The sequence below is a fragment of the Streptomyces sp. NPDC023481 genome, assembly GCF_055560195.1.
Genome location: NZ_JBVHJE010000002.1, coordinates 418186 through 433092, shown reverse-complemented (window position 1 = coordinate 433092; position 14907 = coordinate 418186). Strand labels below are relative to the sequence as shown.

Sequence of the window (14907 nt, the reverse complement as noted above, 5' to 3'; positions counted from 1 at the left end):
TTCGGGATTGCCCCCTCGGCTGGAGCGAGGGCTCGACAGCGGCTACCCGTCTGACCCGCGAAACGGGAACACACAGGCGAGATCGAGGCCGGGGCCGAACGGGGGGCAGGGGAACGCATTCCGCACCTGCCGCTTCGCGGTTGAATGGCGGGCGTGGCACGGAAAGTGGTGGGGTTCGACGAGGACGATCTGCGGGCGCTTGCGGGGGCTCGGTCGTTCGAGCGGGGGCTGGGGTACCTGGACGCGGTGAGCGGTCTGGAGGTGGGGGACGGCTCGGTCACCGCCGTGGTGCACGGTACGGATGTCTACGAGGTGGAGCTCACCCTCGGCGGGGACGACGGGCTCTCGGGATGGTGCGACTGCCCCTACGGGCAGGAGGGCAACTTCTGCAAGCACTGTGTGGCCGTGGGGTTGACCGTGCTGCGGCGGGCGAAGACGATCCCGCACCAGCGGGCAGTGGCACAGGCGCGCGCCTCCGGGCTGGAAGCGTGGCTCACGGCGCTGTCACGTGACGAACTCCTGGCGCTGGTGCGGGAGCAGATCGCCGAGGACCGACGGCTGCGCAGGCGACTGGAGTTGCGGGCCGCCGCCGCTCACTCCGACCTCGGCACGCTCCGGGACCGGATCATGACCCTGATCGATCCGCGCCCCTTCGCCCGCTACGGATATGTCGAGTACGCCGATGCCCCCGGGTATGCGCGGCAGGTGGCAGAGGCGGCGGCCGCACTGCGCGCCCTGAGCGCCGACGGACGAGCGGCGCACGCGGTCGGCCTGGCCGAGGAGGCGATCCGGCTGCTGGGGGAGGCCTATCGGGAGATCGACGACTCCGACGGCGTGGTCGGGGAGGCCGCGGCCGCGGTGGCCGCGGCCCATCTGGAAGCATGCGGAGCCGCGCGCACCGACCCGGAGCGGCTGGCCGAGTGGCTGGTCGGCCACGTACTCGGCGACGACAGTGAGGTGACGGATCTGGATCCGCTCGACTACGCCGAGGTGCTGGGGCCGGGCGGGCTGGCCCGCATGCGGCAGCTGGCGACCGAGGCGCGGCGGCGCAGCCCGTCCGGCTGGGCGGAGCGGTATCTGATGAAACGTCTGGTCAAGGCGGAGGGTGACGTCGACGCGCTGGTCGCCCTGTATGCACAGGACCTCGACCCGTCCGGTGCCACGCATCTGCACATCGCTGAGGAGCTGGAATCGGCGGGCCGCGCGGACGAGGCGCTGGCCTGGGCGGAGCGCGGACTGCGGGACTGCGCCGCCGAGACGCACATCGATGGCCGCCTGGCCGACTACGTGTGCGCCCGGTACGTGAAGGCGGAGCGGTCGGCGGACGTGGTCGGGGTGCGCCGGGCCCGGTTCCGTGTCGAGCGGTCCCTGGCCGCCTACCGGCAGCTGCGCGTTGCCGCCCGGGCGGCGGAGTGCTGGGAGGACGAGCGAGCATCCGCGCTGGCCGCCCTGGAAGAGGACACCCGCCGTGAGCGCGGCGGTTGGTACGGCGGGACCGTTCTGATCGACGCACTGCTCGACGACGGCGACCTGGACGCCGCCTGGCGGGAGGCGGCCGGCCGGGCCGACGACCAGCAGTGGGAGCGACTCGCCGACCTGTCGCGCGGGACGCGTCCGTCCGAGGCGCTCGCGGTATACCTGCGGCTGGTCGAGCGGCTGAAGGAGCCGACCGGCGACCGCGCATACGAGCACCTGGCACGGCTGCTGCTGGGTGCTCGCGACTGTCATCGCGCGCTGGGGACCGAGGAGGCGTTCACCGCGTATCTCACCGGCCTGCGGACGGAACTGAAGCGCAGGCGGAAGCTGATGAGCATCCTCGACCGCTACGGGCTGTGAATGGAGTGCGATCAGTCCTTGAGATCGATCATCTGTACTGGCTGTCCGGTCGCACGGGCGATCGTTTCGAAGTCGCGGTCGTAGTGGAGCAGCGTCAGCCCCGCCTCCTCCGCCGCAGCGGCGACCAGCAGGTCGACGGGGCCTGCACTGCGATGCTCGCCCTTGACGGTGAGCAGTTCCTGGACGACGCGTGCGCGTCGGTAGATGCCGTCGGGCATGGGGCACCAGGTGTAGTGGGCGTTCAGCGTGCGCTTCACACGTTCCCGGTCCGCCGCCGAGCGTGCGGAATAGAGGACTTCCAGTTCGGTGATGTCGCACAGGGCGACGAGCCCCGCGCCGATCCTGTCGTCCCACTCGGCCGTCGTCCGGCCGAGGAGGACGCGGGCGATGGCGGAGGTGTCGATCAGGTAGTCGGCGACGGTCACTCATCCGCTCCTGCATCGCGAACACCGTCCGGCCCGCCGGTGGGCCGGTACTTGCTCTTGTGGAGGAGGACATCCATGTCGAGGGCGCCCTCCGCGACCAGTTCGCGGGCTTCTCCGAGAGCGCGCAGTCGCCGGTAGCGGGCGGTGACCTCCCGAAGGGCGGTGTTGATGGTGTCGCGCTTGGTCGTAGTGCCGAGTTCCTTGGCAGCGGCCTCCAGCGCCTCGTCGTCGAGATCGATCACGGTGCGGCTCATGGGCGCCTCCATGTGTATACGCGGCTATATATCAATATACATGATCCAGTATGTTCGACGGTGCGCGTTGCCCGTTACGAGGGGCCTGGCAGCAGCCCGGCGCAAGGAATGTCGACCGGGGCTGCCGCAGCCGAGTGGCGTCGCGAGGCATGGATCGCGGCTGGGCTCCTCAAGGACGCCCCCTCCTCCACCGTCTCGCTCTCGGCCCACACCCACGCTCTCGACTGGTCGACGGACGCAGGTGAACCCGTGGTCCTGATCCCGCGTCAGCTCACTCGGTACCCGCCGCGCACGGCACCCGCCGTGGTCCCTCGGCGTGCGCATCGAGGAGGACGCGGTACTCGGCGACCTGTTGGCCGACCTCGGCCAGTGAGCGGGGGCGGTGACGGCGCCGTGGCCATCTCGCCGCGTGTCCAGCGCCGCGGCAGGGCCTCGCCGGCGGAGGTGGTGGGGACGCCTATGGCCATTCCGTTGGACCACCAGGGGACGCGCAGGGGACGGAAGGGCCCGGAAGGAGCAGGAAGGCCGGCGCAGAGCCAGAACGACGGATGGCCTCTGACCTGCGGTTATAGGAAGGGCGAGGCAAAGGCCGGGACGGATCGGAAGATCAGAAAAGGACTCATAATCCGTCGGCCGTGGGTTCGAGTCCCGCCCGCCCCACCATGCAGGTCTCTGACCTGTAGAAGCGTCTCATCAAGGGCGCGGATTCAGGGCTTTGGGCCAACGGACTGAATCCGCTGCTCGTGAGTTCAACGGCGCCTGAGGCGCCCTCCGGCCCCGACGGGCGGGGCTGGCGGGTGGGCTTGGCAGGCGAGCGAGTCGCCTTGATCGCTGGGGGGCTCTGCGGCCGTCGGGGGCGGGGGAAACGGCCCGTACTGAAGATGGCCCGAGGAATCTCCCGTATACAAGGTGGCTGGCTCACAGAGCGTGGCTGCTCTGAAACTGCGAGTGCAGGCGGGACAGGGCTGGGGCGGGGGCTGGGGCGCCCGATGGAGTTGGCATGGGGGTCAACTCACTTTCGGAGGATTCCTGTGATGGCGTGGCAGCCCGAGGCCGAACCGGCCTACCGGGCAGAGGACTTCGTCGCAGATGGAGCACTGCGGGACGTCTGCGTCCTCGACACCACGATCGACGACTGGCGGCGTATGTTCGACGGGCTGCGCTCGGTCCCGGGACACCATGTGCTTACCTGGACGCTCTCCGGCACGACGGAGAGCGGTGCCTTGGACGGCTCTGCCGTGTGGTCCCGACTCGAGCAGGATCCGGAGGAATCGGCGAGCCTGGCCATCGACGTCGACGGTGTGCGGTTCACCTGCTACTTCTCCGACATCGAAGAGATCGAGTTCACCTTCGATCCTTCCGACGTAGTCGACAAGGCGACCTTCGCCCCCGTTCACGCCTTCGTGACCTGGCTGGGAACGGCGACGGGCCGGGAAGTCGTCGTGACAATGGAAGGCACCGACCACGCTGCCATGCCTGCTCTGATCCGGTGGCGGCCGTGATGTTCGTCAAAGCTGGCTGGGCTCCCGAGCTGCACGGCTTCCGTTTGGACTGCGGAAGTCTGTCTCGACGAGCTGCCGCAGTGGCGTGACGGTCTGTTCCCGAGGGCGCGATCCTTCGCGTACGATCCGGCACGCCGGATCCGTACCTTGGGAAAGGGCTGCACACCGTGATCACTGTGCGGTTCACCGTACGGCCTGGCCAGGGCGACGCCCACGGATTCGATTTGGGCGACATGGCCGTCACCGGGGACCTCGGCACGGCCGACTCGGCCGGCCACGTTCCCGATCAGGGCATGATGATCTACCTTGCGGTCGTCCAGTTGCTGGACAGCCTGGGCGACTTTCTCCGGGGCAACAGGCGTGTGTTCACCTTCACCGGTGCCGACACCTCGTTCGGCCTTGTCGTTCGACGAACCAAGAACGGTCTGTCGGTCGCCGGCAAGAACGGCGTCGTCGCTCGGACGACGGCTCCGGAGCTCGCCTCCGCCGTGCTGAACGCTGCGCAGGTCCTTGGCCGCGGTCTCCCTCCGGAAGACCCCGTCACACCCGACTGGAAAGCCGCCCTCACCATGGCCCGCCTCTCGTACCAGGCGGTCTCGACGACGGCCGAACGGCGACCCGCTGACGGCGGATCAAAGTGACCCACTTGGTGATCTTCCTCTGACCCTGACCTTGGCGACGAGGTCGGGAGACAAGAGGTGATCTGTGGAGGACTGGGCAGAGATCCGCATGCCGACAGGAACAGACCGACAAAGACGGATGGGCGGCGACCTGCCGCGCCGCTGATCCGCCTGCGCCGGGAAGCAGTCCGAGGGGAAATACCTCGGCATCCTGCCCTCCCTTGAGCGGTCTGTTGCGAGCGGTGGGCGTAGCAATGTTGGCGATGTATCTTGATGCCATACATTGCGTACATGGGAGGTGTCCGGTGTCCGTTACTCAGATTGATCTCGACGACGAGGCGCTGGCCGAGGCCATGCGGCTCATGGGTGCCACGACGAAGAAGGAGACCGTCAACGCGGCGCTTCGGGACTACGTGGCGCGGATCAGAAGGCTTGAGGCTGCGGAGAAGCTGGCCGCGCGAGGTGAGCGCGGCGAGTTCGAGCAGGCCGCAGCGGCGCATGAAGCCGAGAAGCGTGCGCGGCGCGAGGTCTTCGAGTGATCACGTATCTGGTGGACGCCTCGGCTCTGTGGCATCTGTTCCGTACTCCAGGTGCGCTGCGACCCTGGGAGGGACACATCGCCGCTGGGGTGTTCCACCTCTGCGAGCCGACACGTGCCGAATTCCTCTACTCGGCGACCAGCCCGTCTCACCGAGATGAGCTGGCCGAGGAACTGGACGCGCTCTTTCTGCTCTCCCCGGTTCCGAAGAACGCCTGGCGGTGGGTCGACACCGCCCAGTACAAACTGACCCAGAGGGGCCAGCATCGGGCGGCGGGAGCGATCGACCTGTTGGTGTGTGCGACAGCTGTACACCATGGGCACACCGTCCTCCACGTGGACAACGACTTCGCGACGGTGTCCGGAGTCCTCAAGGAAGTCCAGCAGCGAGACGCACGAGCCTGATCTCCGGAGGCAGGAACGCGTCTGTCGGCTTCTGCCCTCGGTGATCGATGTCTCCGGGGTGCGTCACCTATGCCCGTGTGGGGCCGGGGAAGCACCCCAGCCGTTGCGGGTCCGCTGGCTGAACCTGGTCAAGCCGGTGACGGGATTGCAGGTGGGGCCGCTGATGCAGGCCCCGGTGCCGGGGTTCAACAGGGCGACGTTCATGCCGTCGACGACGCCGGTTGCAACCCTTCGGCGCGGCGCGGTGTTCTGTTCGGTGATGGATGAGAAGGCCGAGCGGCAGCTGACCGAGCTTCTGGCCGTGGACCTCGATGCCGGCTTCACCGAGCTGGTCCGGGTTCACGGCAGGGCCGTGTACACGTTCCTGCTCCGGGTTTCCGGCTCGGCCACCGAGGCGGACGACCTGGGACAGGACGTCTTCCTGCGCGCCTACACCGCTCTGCGGGGCTACGACCCCGAGCGTCGGCGGCAGCTCAAGTCGCGCGCCTGGCTGCTCACCGTCGCCGCCAACGTCTGGCGCAACCACCTGCGCACCTGCGCGCGCCGGCCGGCCCTGACGGGCGTGCCCCCGGAGGACACCGGCGAAGCCTGGACGGACCGCAGGCCGGGACCGGAGGAGCGGGCCGCGCTCGCCGAGGACCGGCGGCGACTGGTCATGGCGTTGCTGGAACTGCCGGAGCACCACCGCACGCCCGTGGTGCTCCGGCATGTGCTGGGACTGAGCTACACGGAAGTCGCCGAGGTACAGCGGTGCGCGGTCGGGACGGCCAAGGCACAGGTGTCCCGCGGCCTGAAGGGCCTGCGCCGGCTGCTGGAGCCGGAGTCGGCCGTGCTGGAGGAGGTGACGACATGAGGAGTGACCGAGAGGTGGCGGACGCGGCCCGGCCCGGCCTGGCCGGACTCGTCACGGAACCGCCGGCGGACTTCGCCGTGCGCGTGCTGCGCCGCGTCGGCGTCCCGCGTGAGCACTACGACACCTATGTCCGCCTCGACACCGCCGCCGGCGGTCTCTTCGTGGCGGCGAGCGCGGAGGCGGTGACCGGAGCCGCGCTGGACAGCGGCGGGCTGACCGCGCCGGGCTTCGAGGAACTGCACCGCTCCCGGACCCGCCGTTCGGCCCTGCGGACGGCCAGGCCGTTCCCCGGGGTCGTCACCGCGCTGCGGACGGGCCGCGCCCGGCGCCTGCCCATCGACCTGTCCCCGCTCGGCCCGGTGGACCGGGCCGTGCTGGAGGCCGTACGCACCATCCCCGCCGGGCAGCTCCGCCCGCTCGGCTGGATCGCCCGGGAGGCCGCGGTGGCCCCCGACGACGTGCTCGGCGCCCTGGCGCACAACCCGGCCGCGGTGCTGATCCCCTGCCACCGGGTGACGTACGACAACGGCATCCCCGTCGACGCCGGCCACCTGCCCGCGGCGGGCGAGGCGCTGCGGGCCGCCGAGGGCGTCGACCCGGCGCGGGTGGCCGAGCTGCGCCGGCGCGGTGTGGTGTTCCTCGGCAGCGACACGACCCGGATCTACTGCCACCCCACCTGCGCCCACGCCCGCCGCATCACCCCGCCCCACCAGGTGCCGTTCCGTACCGCCCGGGAAGCCGGGCGGGCCGGGTACCGGGCCTGCAAGAGCTGCCGGCCGGTCACCGTATGACGGGCCGTCGAACCAACCGTCACGAGCGGACCAACCGTCACGAGCGGACCAACCGTCACGACCGGACCGACCGTCACGACCGGACCGACCGACACGGCCGGACCGACCGGCACGGCCGGCACGGCCGGCACGACCGAACCGGCCGGACCGGCCGCCACGACCGGGCCGACTGGACCGACCGCCGCGATCGGACCGGCCGCCACGACCGGCACGACCGAACCGACCGGCACGACCGAACCGGCCGACACAACCGGACCGACCGCCGCGACCGGACCGACCGCCACCACCGGACCGGCGGCCACCACCGGACCGACCGACACGACAGTCACGACGAACACGACAGTCACGACGAACACGGAGTTGTCTTGCGAACCACTCTCACCCCCGGCGACACCGCGGCGGCGATCGCGGTGCACCCCACACCGCTGGGTCCGCTCGTGCTCGCCGCCACGGCCGACGCGCTCGTGCTGTGCTGCTACGGCGCGGTGGAGCTCGCCGTCGCCCGCCTCACCCGGGGCGGGCTGCATGCCGTACCCGAGGAGCGCGCGGACCCGGCCGCGCTGAAGGTGCTGGCGGAGACCCGGGACCAGCTCGACGCCTATCTCACCGGCGCCCGCCGGGACTTCACCGTGCCGGTGGACCTGCGGCTCGCCACCCCGTTCAGCCGGCAGACCGTCAACGCGCTGGAGGCGTTCGTGCCGTACGGGCGCACCGCGACGTACGGGCAGCTCGCCGCCGCGCTCGACCGGCCCCGGGCCGCCCGCGCCGTCGGCACGGCCCTCGGCGCCAACCCGGTCTGCGTCGTGCTGCCCTGCCACCGGATCGTCGGTTCCGCCGGCGGTCTCAACGGGTACGCGGGTGGCCTGGACGCCAAGCGCTTCCTGCTCGGCCTGGAGGCGGGCGACGGCCCGGCGGCCCCCTGACCGGTGGGCGTCGGCCCATCCCCCGTCGCCGGCGCCCACCACCTTCCTCCCCCGTCCATCCGCCACGGAGAGCCACTCGCGTGAACAGCTACGACACCCCGACCCTGCCCGGCCTCGCGGAACCGGGGCCCGCCGCCGGACCCACGCCCGGCGGTGACGGGCCCGGCATCCTGCCGCCCCTGGACTGGACCGCCCTGGCCGCCGAGCTGGACGCGGAGGGCGTCGCGCTCACCCCGCCCCTGCTGTCCGCCGAGCAGTGTGCCCGGGTACGGGAGATGTACGACGATCCGCGGCTCTTCCGCAGCACGGTGACGATGGCCAGGCACCGGTTCGGTGAGGGCGCCTACCGCTACTTCACGCACCCGCTGCCCGACCCGGTCGGGGCCCTGCGCCGGGAGCTGTACCCGCCCCTGGCGCGCATCGCCAACACGTGGGCCGACCGGCTCGGCGAGCCCGGGTTCCCCGACCGCCACGAGGACCTGGTCGCCGCCTGCGCCGCCGCCGGCCAGCACCGGCCCACCCCCCTGCTGCTCCGCTACGAACAGGGCGGCTACAACTGCCTGCACCAGGACGTGTACGGCGACCTCACCTTCCCGCTCCAGGTCGCGGTGCTGCTGGACCGGCCGGACGAGGACTTCACCGGCGGCGAGAGCGTGTTCGTGGAGCAGCGCCCGCGCGCCCAGTCCCGGCCCCTGGTGCGGCGCCCGGCGCAGGGGCAGGGGCTGATCTTCGCCGTCCACCACCGCCCCGTACGCTCCGCGCGCGGCTGGAGCCGGGTGATGCTGCGCCACGGGGTGAGCGCCGTGCACAGCGGGCAACGCCATGTACTCGGTGTGATCTTCCACGACGCCCGCTGACCCGGCGGCGCCCGGAGGTTCGTCCCGTGCCACGGCGAACCCGTGGACGACCGCCGTATACCGGCCCGGTTCTGCCGCCTGGCTCCAGCGGAGCCCCGGTCCCGGCAACCGGGTCTGGTCACGGCCGCCCGTCCCCGCTCCGGAAACTGCCGCACCGGCTGGAGAACCGCTGAAGTTCGGCAACAAGGCGGTTACCTACGGTGGCTGTGCGACGGCAAGGAGGATTCGCTTCCTGCCTCGTACCACTGTCAACCCGGCGACACAGCGTTAAGGAGCAGTGGCACACATGCGGCACGTACAAGAGGCACGGGCCACGCCCGCGGAGCACGAGGCCCGACCGGTCCCGGCGACCACGCCGGCGAGCGGTTCGCCGTACCGTCTGGGAGCGGCGCTGCTCCAGTCGCTCGCGCAGGAGATGAACGCGCTCGCCGAACAGGCGTCGGCGCTGGCGAACATGCCCCCGGAGGAGCTGTCCCTGGACGCGGAGGTCTTCGCGCAGATCGCCCGCAGAAACGTTCCACGCTGGCACTTCGCCATGCTGAACGACACCGATCGCAACACCGCCCTGATGACCGCCCTGGAGCGGGGCATCCCGGCCGGGGCGACCGTGCTGGACATCGGTTCCGGCAGTGGACTGCTCGCCATGGCCGCCGCCCGGGCCGGCGCGAGCAGGGTGTTCACCTGCGAGATGAACCCGCTGCTGGCCGAGATCGCCCGGAACGTGGTCAACGCGCACGGGCTGTCCGACGTCATCACCGTCATCGGCAAGCCGTCCACCGAACTGGACCCGGTACGCGACCTCGGCGGACCGGTGGACGTCCTGGTGTCGGAGATCGTCGACTGCGGCCTGATCGGCGAGGGCCTGCTGCCCTCCCTGCGCCACGCACGCGAGCACCTGCTGAAGCCGGACGGGATCCTGCTGCCCTCGGCGGCCCGGCTGCACGGCCGGCTGGTCAGCAGCGAGGCGGTGCTGAAGCTGAACCAGGTCACCACGGCCGGCGGCTTCGACGTCTCGCTGATGAACACGCTCGCGACCCGCGGCCACTTCCCGGTCCGGCTCGACACCTGGCCGCACCGGTTCCTGTCCGAGACGGCGACGCTGGTCGAGTTCGACCTCGTGCGCGACCCGCTGGAACCCGGTGAGCGCCCCCTCGCCCTGACCGCCTCGGCGGACGGCGAGGCCCAGGCCCTCGCGGTCTGGTTCGAGCTGGACATGGGCAACGGCATCACCTTGTCCAACCCGCCGGACAACCCCCGCTCGCACTGGATGCAGGGCTGGGTCCCGCTGGAGAAGCCCGTGCCGACCAAGGCGGGCGAGACGGTCGCCCTCCGGCTCGGCTGGAGCGACTTCACCCTCCGCGCGAGCATCTGACACCGCCTCACCCCGGCACCGGCCACGAGCCGGCGGCCGTACCTGTCTGGACCAGGACTAGGGAGCAAGCGATGAGTCACGTCCCCCCGCACGTCCCGTTCGAACTCAGCGGCGCGGAACTGCGCGACGCGATCGTGCAGTACGCCACCGCCCCGATCTACCACGACAACCTGGACTGGCTGAACCACGACAACCCCTACCGCCGTCAGCTCAGGCCGCAGGTGCTGCCCCACCTGGACTACGACGCGGTCCCGGGCCGGGAGAACATCCTCAACTACCCGAGCCTGGCCGTGCAGCGGCTGCTGACCTCCATCTACGAGGCCGACCTCGTGTTCTTCCCCAAGTCCGGGCTGAAGGGCAAGGAGGAGGACTTCCGGGCGTTCTACAGCCCCGCCAACCGGGCGCTCGGCGAGCGGATACGGCCGGCGCTGGAGCGCTACGCCTTCGGCTTCCTCGACGACGAGGTGGAGACCTCCGGCAACTGGACCGCCGAGAGCCTGGACGCCTACCTGGACTCCCTCGACACCGCGGGCGGCGAGGAGCAGTCCCCGGTGGAGAAGACCATCCTGGGCTCGGCCGACCCCGAGCGGGCGGCCCGGATGTGGCTGGTGCAGTTCGCGCCGGACTTCCTCTCCGAGGCCTCGCCGATGATGCGCAACGTGCTCGGCTACTACGGCCCGGCCCAGTCCGAGTGGTTCAAGGTCGTCATCGACGAGTACGGCTACGGCGTCCACGAGACCAAGCACAGCACCCTGTTCGAGCGGACCCTGGAGTCGGTGGGCCTGGAGTCCGACCTGCACCGGTACTGGCAGTACTACCTGAACAGCAGCCTGCTGCTGAACAACTACTTCCACTACCTGGGCAAGAACCACGAGCTGTTCTTCCGCTACGTCGGCGCGCTGTACTACACGGAGAGCTCCCTGGTGGACTTCTGCCGCCGCGCCGACACGCTGCTGCGCGAGGTCTTCGGCGACACGGTGGACACCACCTACTTCACCGAGCACGTGCACATCGACCAGCACCACGGCCGGATGGCCCGCGAGAAGATCATCAAGCCGCTGGTGGAGGCGCACGGCACCGGCATCATCCCGGAGATCGTGCGGGGCATCGAGGAGTACCGGGTGCTGCTGGAGGTCGGCGACTTCGACTTCTCCGAGCAGATCGCGTGGATGGACGCCCAGCCGGAGCTGAAGAAGCTGCACGGCCCGGTCTTCGAGGGGCTCAAGCAGGGCAAGGTCGACGCGCCCGTGGCCCACCTCGTCGAACCGCGCGGCGAGCTGTCCAACACCCACTGCCACGACGGCGACGAGCTGTGCCACATCGTCTCCGGCACCATGCGCTTCGAGAGCGGCCTGGGCTCCTCGCTGACCCTCCAGGCCGGCGAGGGCGTCGTCATCAAGCGCAACCGGCTGCACGGCGCGAACATCGAGTCGGACGAGTGCGTCTACGAGATCCACTCGGTGGGGGACTACCGCAAGTGCCTGTCGTGACCTTCGCCGCCGAGGGGCGGGACAACTGCGTGGTCATCGAGGGGACGCCGTACGTCTACGCGACGGTCGGCGGCCGGGGCCTGGTGATGCGGGCCCGGTGCTCGCACCGCGGCGGCCCCCTGCACCTGGCCGGGGTGTCCGAGGACGGCATCCGGCTGGTGTGCCCCTGGCACGAGCGGGGGACCTCCGTGGCCCGGATGCGGGCGGAGATCCCGGCCGTACGGGTGGGCGACCGGGTCACCGCCGTCTTCCCCGAGCGCCCGCCGGCCGGCGGCTGGCCGGCCCCGCCCGGGGACTGCGCCGTCGGCCTGGAACACCGGCCGCTGGCGCCCGGTCTGAGCCGCCCGCGGGCGGCGGCCGGCTGACCGGCCGGCCACTGCAACGCCCCGGCGCCGGCCGGTGTTCTACAGACGGCCGGTCCGCGGCCCGCGCGGCCCGCGGACCGGCCCACGAGTGACCACATGTGAGGAGAGCGGAACATGGGCAGGGACGGTGACAAGCCGCTGCTGCTGCTGATCGGCAGCAGCTCGCGGCGCAGCCGGGAGTTCATCCTGCGATCGGTGAGCCGGCGCTACGCGCTCTGGCTGCTCCAGCCGGCGCCGGTGACCTGGGAGGAGCCCTACGTCGTCGGCAGTACCCAGGTGGACAACACCCGTCCCGAACTCCTCGTGGCGGCCGCCCGCCAGGTGGCCGCCGAGCACGAGGTGACCGGCGTGTTCTGCTACGACGAGGGCCTGGTCACCCCGGCCGCCCATGTGTCCGAGGCGCTGGGGCTGCCGGGGAACTCGCCCGACACCGTGGCCGCCTGCCGGGACAAGAACGCCACGCGGACCGCGCTGGAGCGGGCCGGGGTCGCCCAGCCCGTCTCCATCGGCGTGCGCTCCCTGACCGAGGCCCGGGAGGCGGCGGACAAGATCGGCTTCCCGGTCGTGCTCAAGCCGCGCGGACTCGCCGGCGGGATGGGCGTACGCCGGGCCGACGGACCCGACGAGGTGGAGAGCGCCTACCGCGCGGCGACCGGCGTCTCCTACCCGGGCGTGCCCGTCTTCGAGGTGTCGGTGCTGGTCGAGGAGTACGTCGACGGGCCCGAGATCAGCGTCGACGCCGTCTTCTTCGAGGGCGAGGGCACCCCGCTGGCGGTGGCCCGCAAGAAGGTCGGGCTCGAACCCTTCTTCGAGGAGACCGGGCACGAGGTCGACGCGGCCGACCCGCTGCTGTCCGACCCGCGGCTGATCGAGGCGCTGCGGGCCAGCCACGCCGCGCTGGGCTTCCACACCGGCGTCAGCCACACCGAGTTCCGGCTCACCGCCGACGGCCCCCGCCTGATGGAGGTCAACGCCCGCCTCGGCGGCGACATGATCCCCTACCTCGGCGAGCTGGCCACCGGCGTCGACATCGCGATGGCGGCGGCCGACGCCGCGGCGGGCCGGCGCCCCGAGACCACCCCGAGCCGGCAGCGGGCCGCGGCGATCACCTTCCTGTACCCCGAGCGGGACACCGAGATCGAGTCGGTGACCGTCCACGAGGACCGGTTCCCGCCCCACCTCCACAGCGCCGACCCCATGACCGACCCGGGAGCCGTGCTGCGGCTGCCGCCGCGCGGCTACATCTCCCGGTACGCCCGGGTCATCGCCCTCGCCGACACCATGGAAGAGGCGCGGGCGGCCCTGCTGAAGGCACCGGAGATCGTGGAACTCGCGGGCCGCCCGGTGGCGGAGCCGCCCCGATGACGACCGGACAGACGCCCGCCGAGCCGGGCGAGGCGGGCCGGCCCTCGGTCCTGGAGGCCCTGCGCGGGATCCCGGGCCCCATCTGGCTCGTGCTCGTCGGCATGCTGGTCAACCGGCTCGGCAACTTCCTCCAGATCTACCTGGTGCTCTACCTGACGGCCAAGGGGTTCTCCGCGACCGAGGCCGGGTTCGCGCTCGGCGCCTACGGCCTGGGTTCGGTCATCGGCGTGCTGGTGGGCGGCTCGGCGTCCGACCGCATCGGCTACGCGTGGACGATCGTCGGATCCATGGCGCTCGCCGGGCTGGGCACGCTGAGCCTGCCCCACCTGGACAGCCTGCCCCTGGTCATCGCGGTGGCCGCGGTCATCGGTCTGCTGGCGCAGATGTACCGGCCGGCCTCCTCCGCGCTGCTGGTGGAGCGCACCCCCGCGCACCACCACGTGATGGTGTTCGCCGTCTACCGCATGGCGTTCAACCTCGGCACCACGGTGGGCCCGCTGCTCGGCGCCCTGCTCATCAGCCACTCGTACAACCTGATCTTCGATCTGGAGGCGGGCGCACAGCTCGTGTTCGCCACCTTCGCCCTGGTCCTGGCGCGCTCCGGGGGCATGGCGAAGCAGGCCGAGCAGCACGCCGACGCGCCGAACCGGTCGTACGCCGCCGTGCTGCGGGACACCCGGTACGTGCTGTTCCTGCTGGCGCTCTTCCTCAACGCCGTCGTCTACATCCAGCACACCTCCGCCCTGCCGCTCCAGATCAAGGCCGACGGGCACAGCGTGGCCTTCTACTCCAGCCTGCTGTCGCTCAACGCCGTCATGGTCATCTGCCTGGAGCTGCTGTTCACCAAGTACGTGCAGCACCTGCCCGGCAAGGTCGCCGTGGCGCTCGGCGTCGGCCTGGTCGGCGTCGGCATGAACCTGTACGTGGCCGGGCCCGCCATGGCCATGTACGTCGTGGCGACCGTGGTGTGGACGGCCGGCGAGATGATCGGCACGCCCACCGCCTCGGCCTGGCCGGGCAAGGTCGCCCCCGAGCACCTGCGCGGCCGCTACATCGCCGCCGCCGCCTTCCCGATGCAGATCGGTTACGCGGTCGGCCCCGTGCTCGGCGTCGCCGCCTGGCAGATGTCCCACGCGTCCGTGTGGTGGCTGTCCGGGCTGCTGACCGTGGGCGCTGTGGCGGCCGCCCTGGCCGGCATGAGCGAGCGCCGCACGGACCCCGGCGCGGACCCCGCACCGGCCGACGACACGACGGCCGGGCGCGGCGGACCGGTCGCCGCCGACACCCCCTGAACCGCCCCACCGCACCCTG

General features: G+C 71.2%; 16 protein-coding genes. 14 read left to right on the top strand and 2 right to left on the bottom strand.

The features are described 5' to 3' along the window. Positions 1-153: 153 nt before the first annotated feature. Positions 154-1836, top strand: coding sequence for an SWIM zinc finger family protein (locus tag ACZ3ZD_RS06185; RefSeq protein ID WP_467394067.1), 1683 nt, complete (start codon positions 154-156; stop codon positions 1834-1836). 11 nt (positions 1837-1847) lie between these two features. Here ACZ3ZD_RS06185 and ACZ3ZD_RS06180 read toward each other — a convergent pair whose 3' ends face one another. Together ACZ3ZD_RS06180 and ACZ3ZD_RS06175 are read right to left on the bottom strand one after the other, a co-directional pair. Then, positions 1848-2261: a PIN domain nuclease gene (locus ACZ3ZD_RS06180; protein ID WP_132783600.1), complete on the bottom strand. Its 414-nt coding sequence runs from the start codon at positions 2259-2261 to the stop codon at positions 1848-1850. Next, complete coding sequence (locus ACZ3ZD_RS06175; protein ID WP_132783601.1) at positions 2258-2515, bottom strand: type II toxin-antitoxin system VapB family antitoxin; 258 nt, start codon at positions 2513-2515, stop codon at positions 2258-2260. The genes ACZ3ZD_RS06180 and ACZ3ZD_RS06175 overlap by 4 nt, the downstream gene beginning before the upstream one ends. 1034 nt (positions 2516-3549) lie before the next feature. On the opposite strand from ACZ3ZD_RS06175, the gene ACZ3ZD_RS06170 reads away from it, so the two are divergent. From ACZ3ZD_RS06170 to ACZ3ZD_RS06110, 13 genes are all read left to right on the top strand, one after another. Next, positions 3550-4017 carry a hypothetical protein gene (locus ACZ3ZD_RS06170; RefSeq protein ID WP_467394063.1) on the top strand — a complete coding sequence of 156 codons (468 nt, stop codon included), beginning with the start codon at positions 3550-3552 and terminating at the stop codon, positions 4015-4017. 176 nt (positions 4018-4193) lie between these two features. After that, positions 4194-4658: a hypothetical protein gene (locus tag ACZ3ZD_RS06165; protein WP_467394061.1), complete on the top strand. Its 465-nt coding sequence runs from the start codon at positions 4194-4196 to the stop codon at positions 4656-4658. A gap of 284 nt (positions 4659-4942) precedes the next feature. Then, complete coding sequence (locus tag ACZ3ZD_RS06160; protein WP_397959236.1) at positions 4943-5176, top strand: type II toxin-antitoxin system VapB family antitoxin; 234 nt, start codon at positions 4943-4945, stop codon at positions 5174-5176. Next, positions 5173-5580, top strand: coding sequence for a PIN domain-containing protein (locus ACZ3ZD_RS06155; protein ID WP_467394057.1), 408 nt, complete (start codon positions 5173-5175; stop codon positions 5578-5580). Before ACZ3ZD_RS06160 ends, ACZ3ZD_RS06155 begins: the two co-directional genes overlap by 4 nt. A gap of 259 nt (positions 5581-5839) precedes the next feature. After that, complete coding sequence (locus ACZ3ZD_RS06150; RefSeq protein ID WP_467394055.1) at positions 5840-6433, top strand: RNA polymerase sigma factor; 594 nt, start codon at positions 5840-5842, stop codon at positions 6431-6433. After that, positions 6430-7224: an MGMT family protein gene (locus ACZ3ZD_RS06145; protein ID WP_467394053.1), complete on the top strand. Its 795-nt coding sequence runs from the start codon at positions 6430-6432 to the stop codon at positions 7222-7224. The genes ACZ3ZD_RS06150 and ACZ3ZD_RS06145 overlap by 4 nt, the downstream gene beginning before the upstream one ends. Before the next feature lie 365 nt (positions 7225-7589). Continuing rightward, positions 7590-8147 carry a methylated-DNA--[protein]-cysteine S-methyltransferase gene (locus ACZ3ZD_RS06140; RefSeq protein WP_467394051.1) on the top strand — a complete coding sequence of 186 codons (558 nt, stop codon included), beginning with the start codon at positions 7590-7592 and terminating at the stop codon, positions 8145-8147. An 80-nt stretch (positions 8148-8227) separates the two neighbouring features. Next, on the top strand, positions 8228-9004 hold the full coding sequence (locus ACZ3ZD_RS06135) for a 2OG-Fe(II) oxygenase (protein ID WP_467394049.1): 777 nt from the start codon (positions 8228-8230) through the stop codon (positions 9002-9004). Positions 9005-9290: 286 nt separating this feature from the next. Further along, positions 9291-10376, top strand: a complete 1086-nt coding sequence (locus ACZ3ZD_RS06130; RefSeq protein WP_467394047.1) for a 50S ribosomal protein L11 methyltransferase — start codon at positions 9291-9293, stop codon at positions 10374-10376. 71 nt (positions 10377-10447) lie between these two features. Then, positions 10448-11866, top strand: coding sequence for an iron-containing redox enzyme family protein (locus ACZ3ZD_RS06125; RefSeq protein ID WP_467394045.1), 1419 nt, complete (start codon positions 10448-10450; stop codon positions 11864-11866). Further along, positions 11854-12231, top strand: a complete 378-nt coding sequence (locus ACZ3ZD_RS06120) for a Rieske 2Fe-2S domain-containing protein (RefSeq protein ID WP_467394043.1) — start codon at positions 11854-11856, stop codon at positions 12229-12231. Before ACZ3ZD_RS06125 ends, ACZ3ZD_RS06120 begins: the two co-directional genes overlap by 13 nt. A gap of 114 nt (positions 12232-12345) precedes the next feature. Next, positions 12346-13596: an ATP-grasp domain-containing protein gene (locus ACZ3ZD_RS06115; RefSeq protein ID WP_467394041.1), complete on the top strand. Its 1251-nt coding sequence runs from the start codon at positions 12346-12348 to the stop codon at positions 13594-13596. Further along, entirely contained in the window at positions 13593-14888 is a 1296-nt protein-coding gene (locus ACZ3ZD_RS06110; RefSeq protein ID WP_467394039.1) for an MFS transporter, read from the top strand. Before ACZ3ZD_RS06115 ends, ACZ3ZD_RS06110 begins: the two co-directional genes overlap by 4 nt. Positions 14889-14907: the final 19 nt, after the last annotated feature.

Excerpts from the sequence above, each read along its gene's own strand:
- ACZ3ZD_RS06175 (WP_132783601.1), bottom strand. The coding sequence starts at position 2,515 with ATGAGCCGCACCGTGATCGATCTCGACGACGAGGCGCTGGAGGCCGCT.
- ACZ3ZD_RS06170 (WP_467394063.1), top strand. The coding sequence starts at position 3,550 with ATGGCGTGGCAGCCCGAGGCCGAACCGGCCTACCGGGCAGAGGACTTC.
- ACZ3ZD_RS06150 (WP_467394055.1), top strand. The coding sequence starts at position 5,840 with ATGGATGAGAAGGCCGAGCGGCAGCTGACCGAGCTTCTGGCCGTGGAC.
- ACZ3ZD_RS06145 (WP_467394053.1), top strand. The coding sequence starts at position 6,430 with ATGAGGAGTGACCGAGAGGTGGCGGACGCGGCCCGGCCCGGCCTGGCC.
- ACZ3ZD_RS06130 (WP_467394047.1), top strand. The coding sequence starts at position 9,291 with ATGCGGCACGTACAAGAGGCACGGGCCACGCCCGCGGAGCACGAGGCC.
- ACZ3ZD_RS06125 (WP_467394045.1), top strand. The coding sequence starts at position 10,448 with ATGAGTCACGTCCCCCCGCACGTCCCGTTCGAACTCAGCGGCGCGGAA.
- ACZ3ZD_RS06115 (WP_467394041.1), top strand. The coding sequence starts at position 12,346 with ATGGGCAGGGACGGTGACAAGCCGCTGCTGCTGCTGATCGGCAGCAGC.
- ACZ3ZD_RS06110 (WP_467394039.1), top strand. The coding sequence starts at position 13,593 with ATGACGACCGGACAGACGCCCGCCGAGCCGGGCGAGGCGGGCCGGCCC.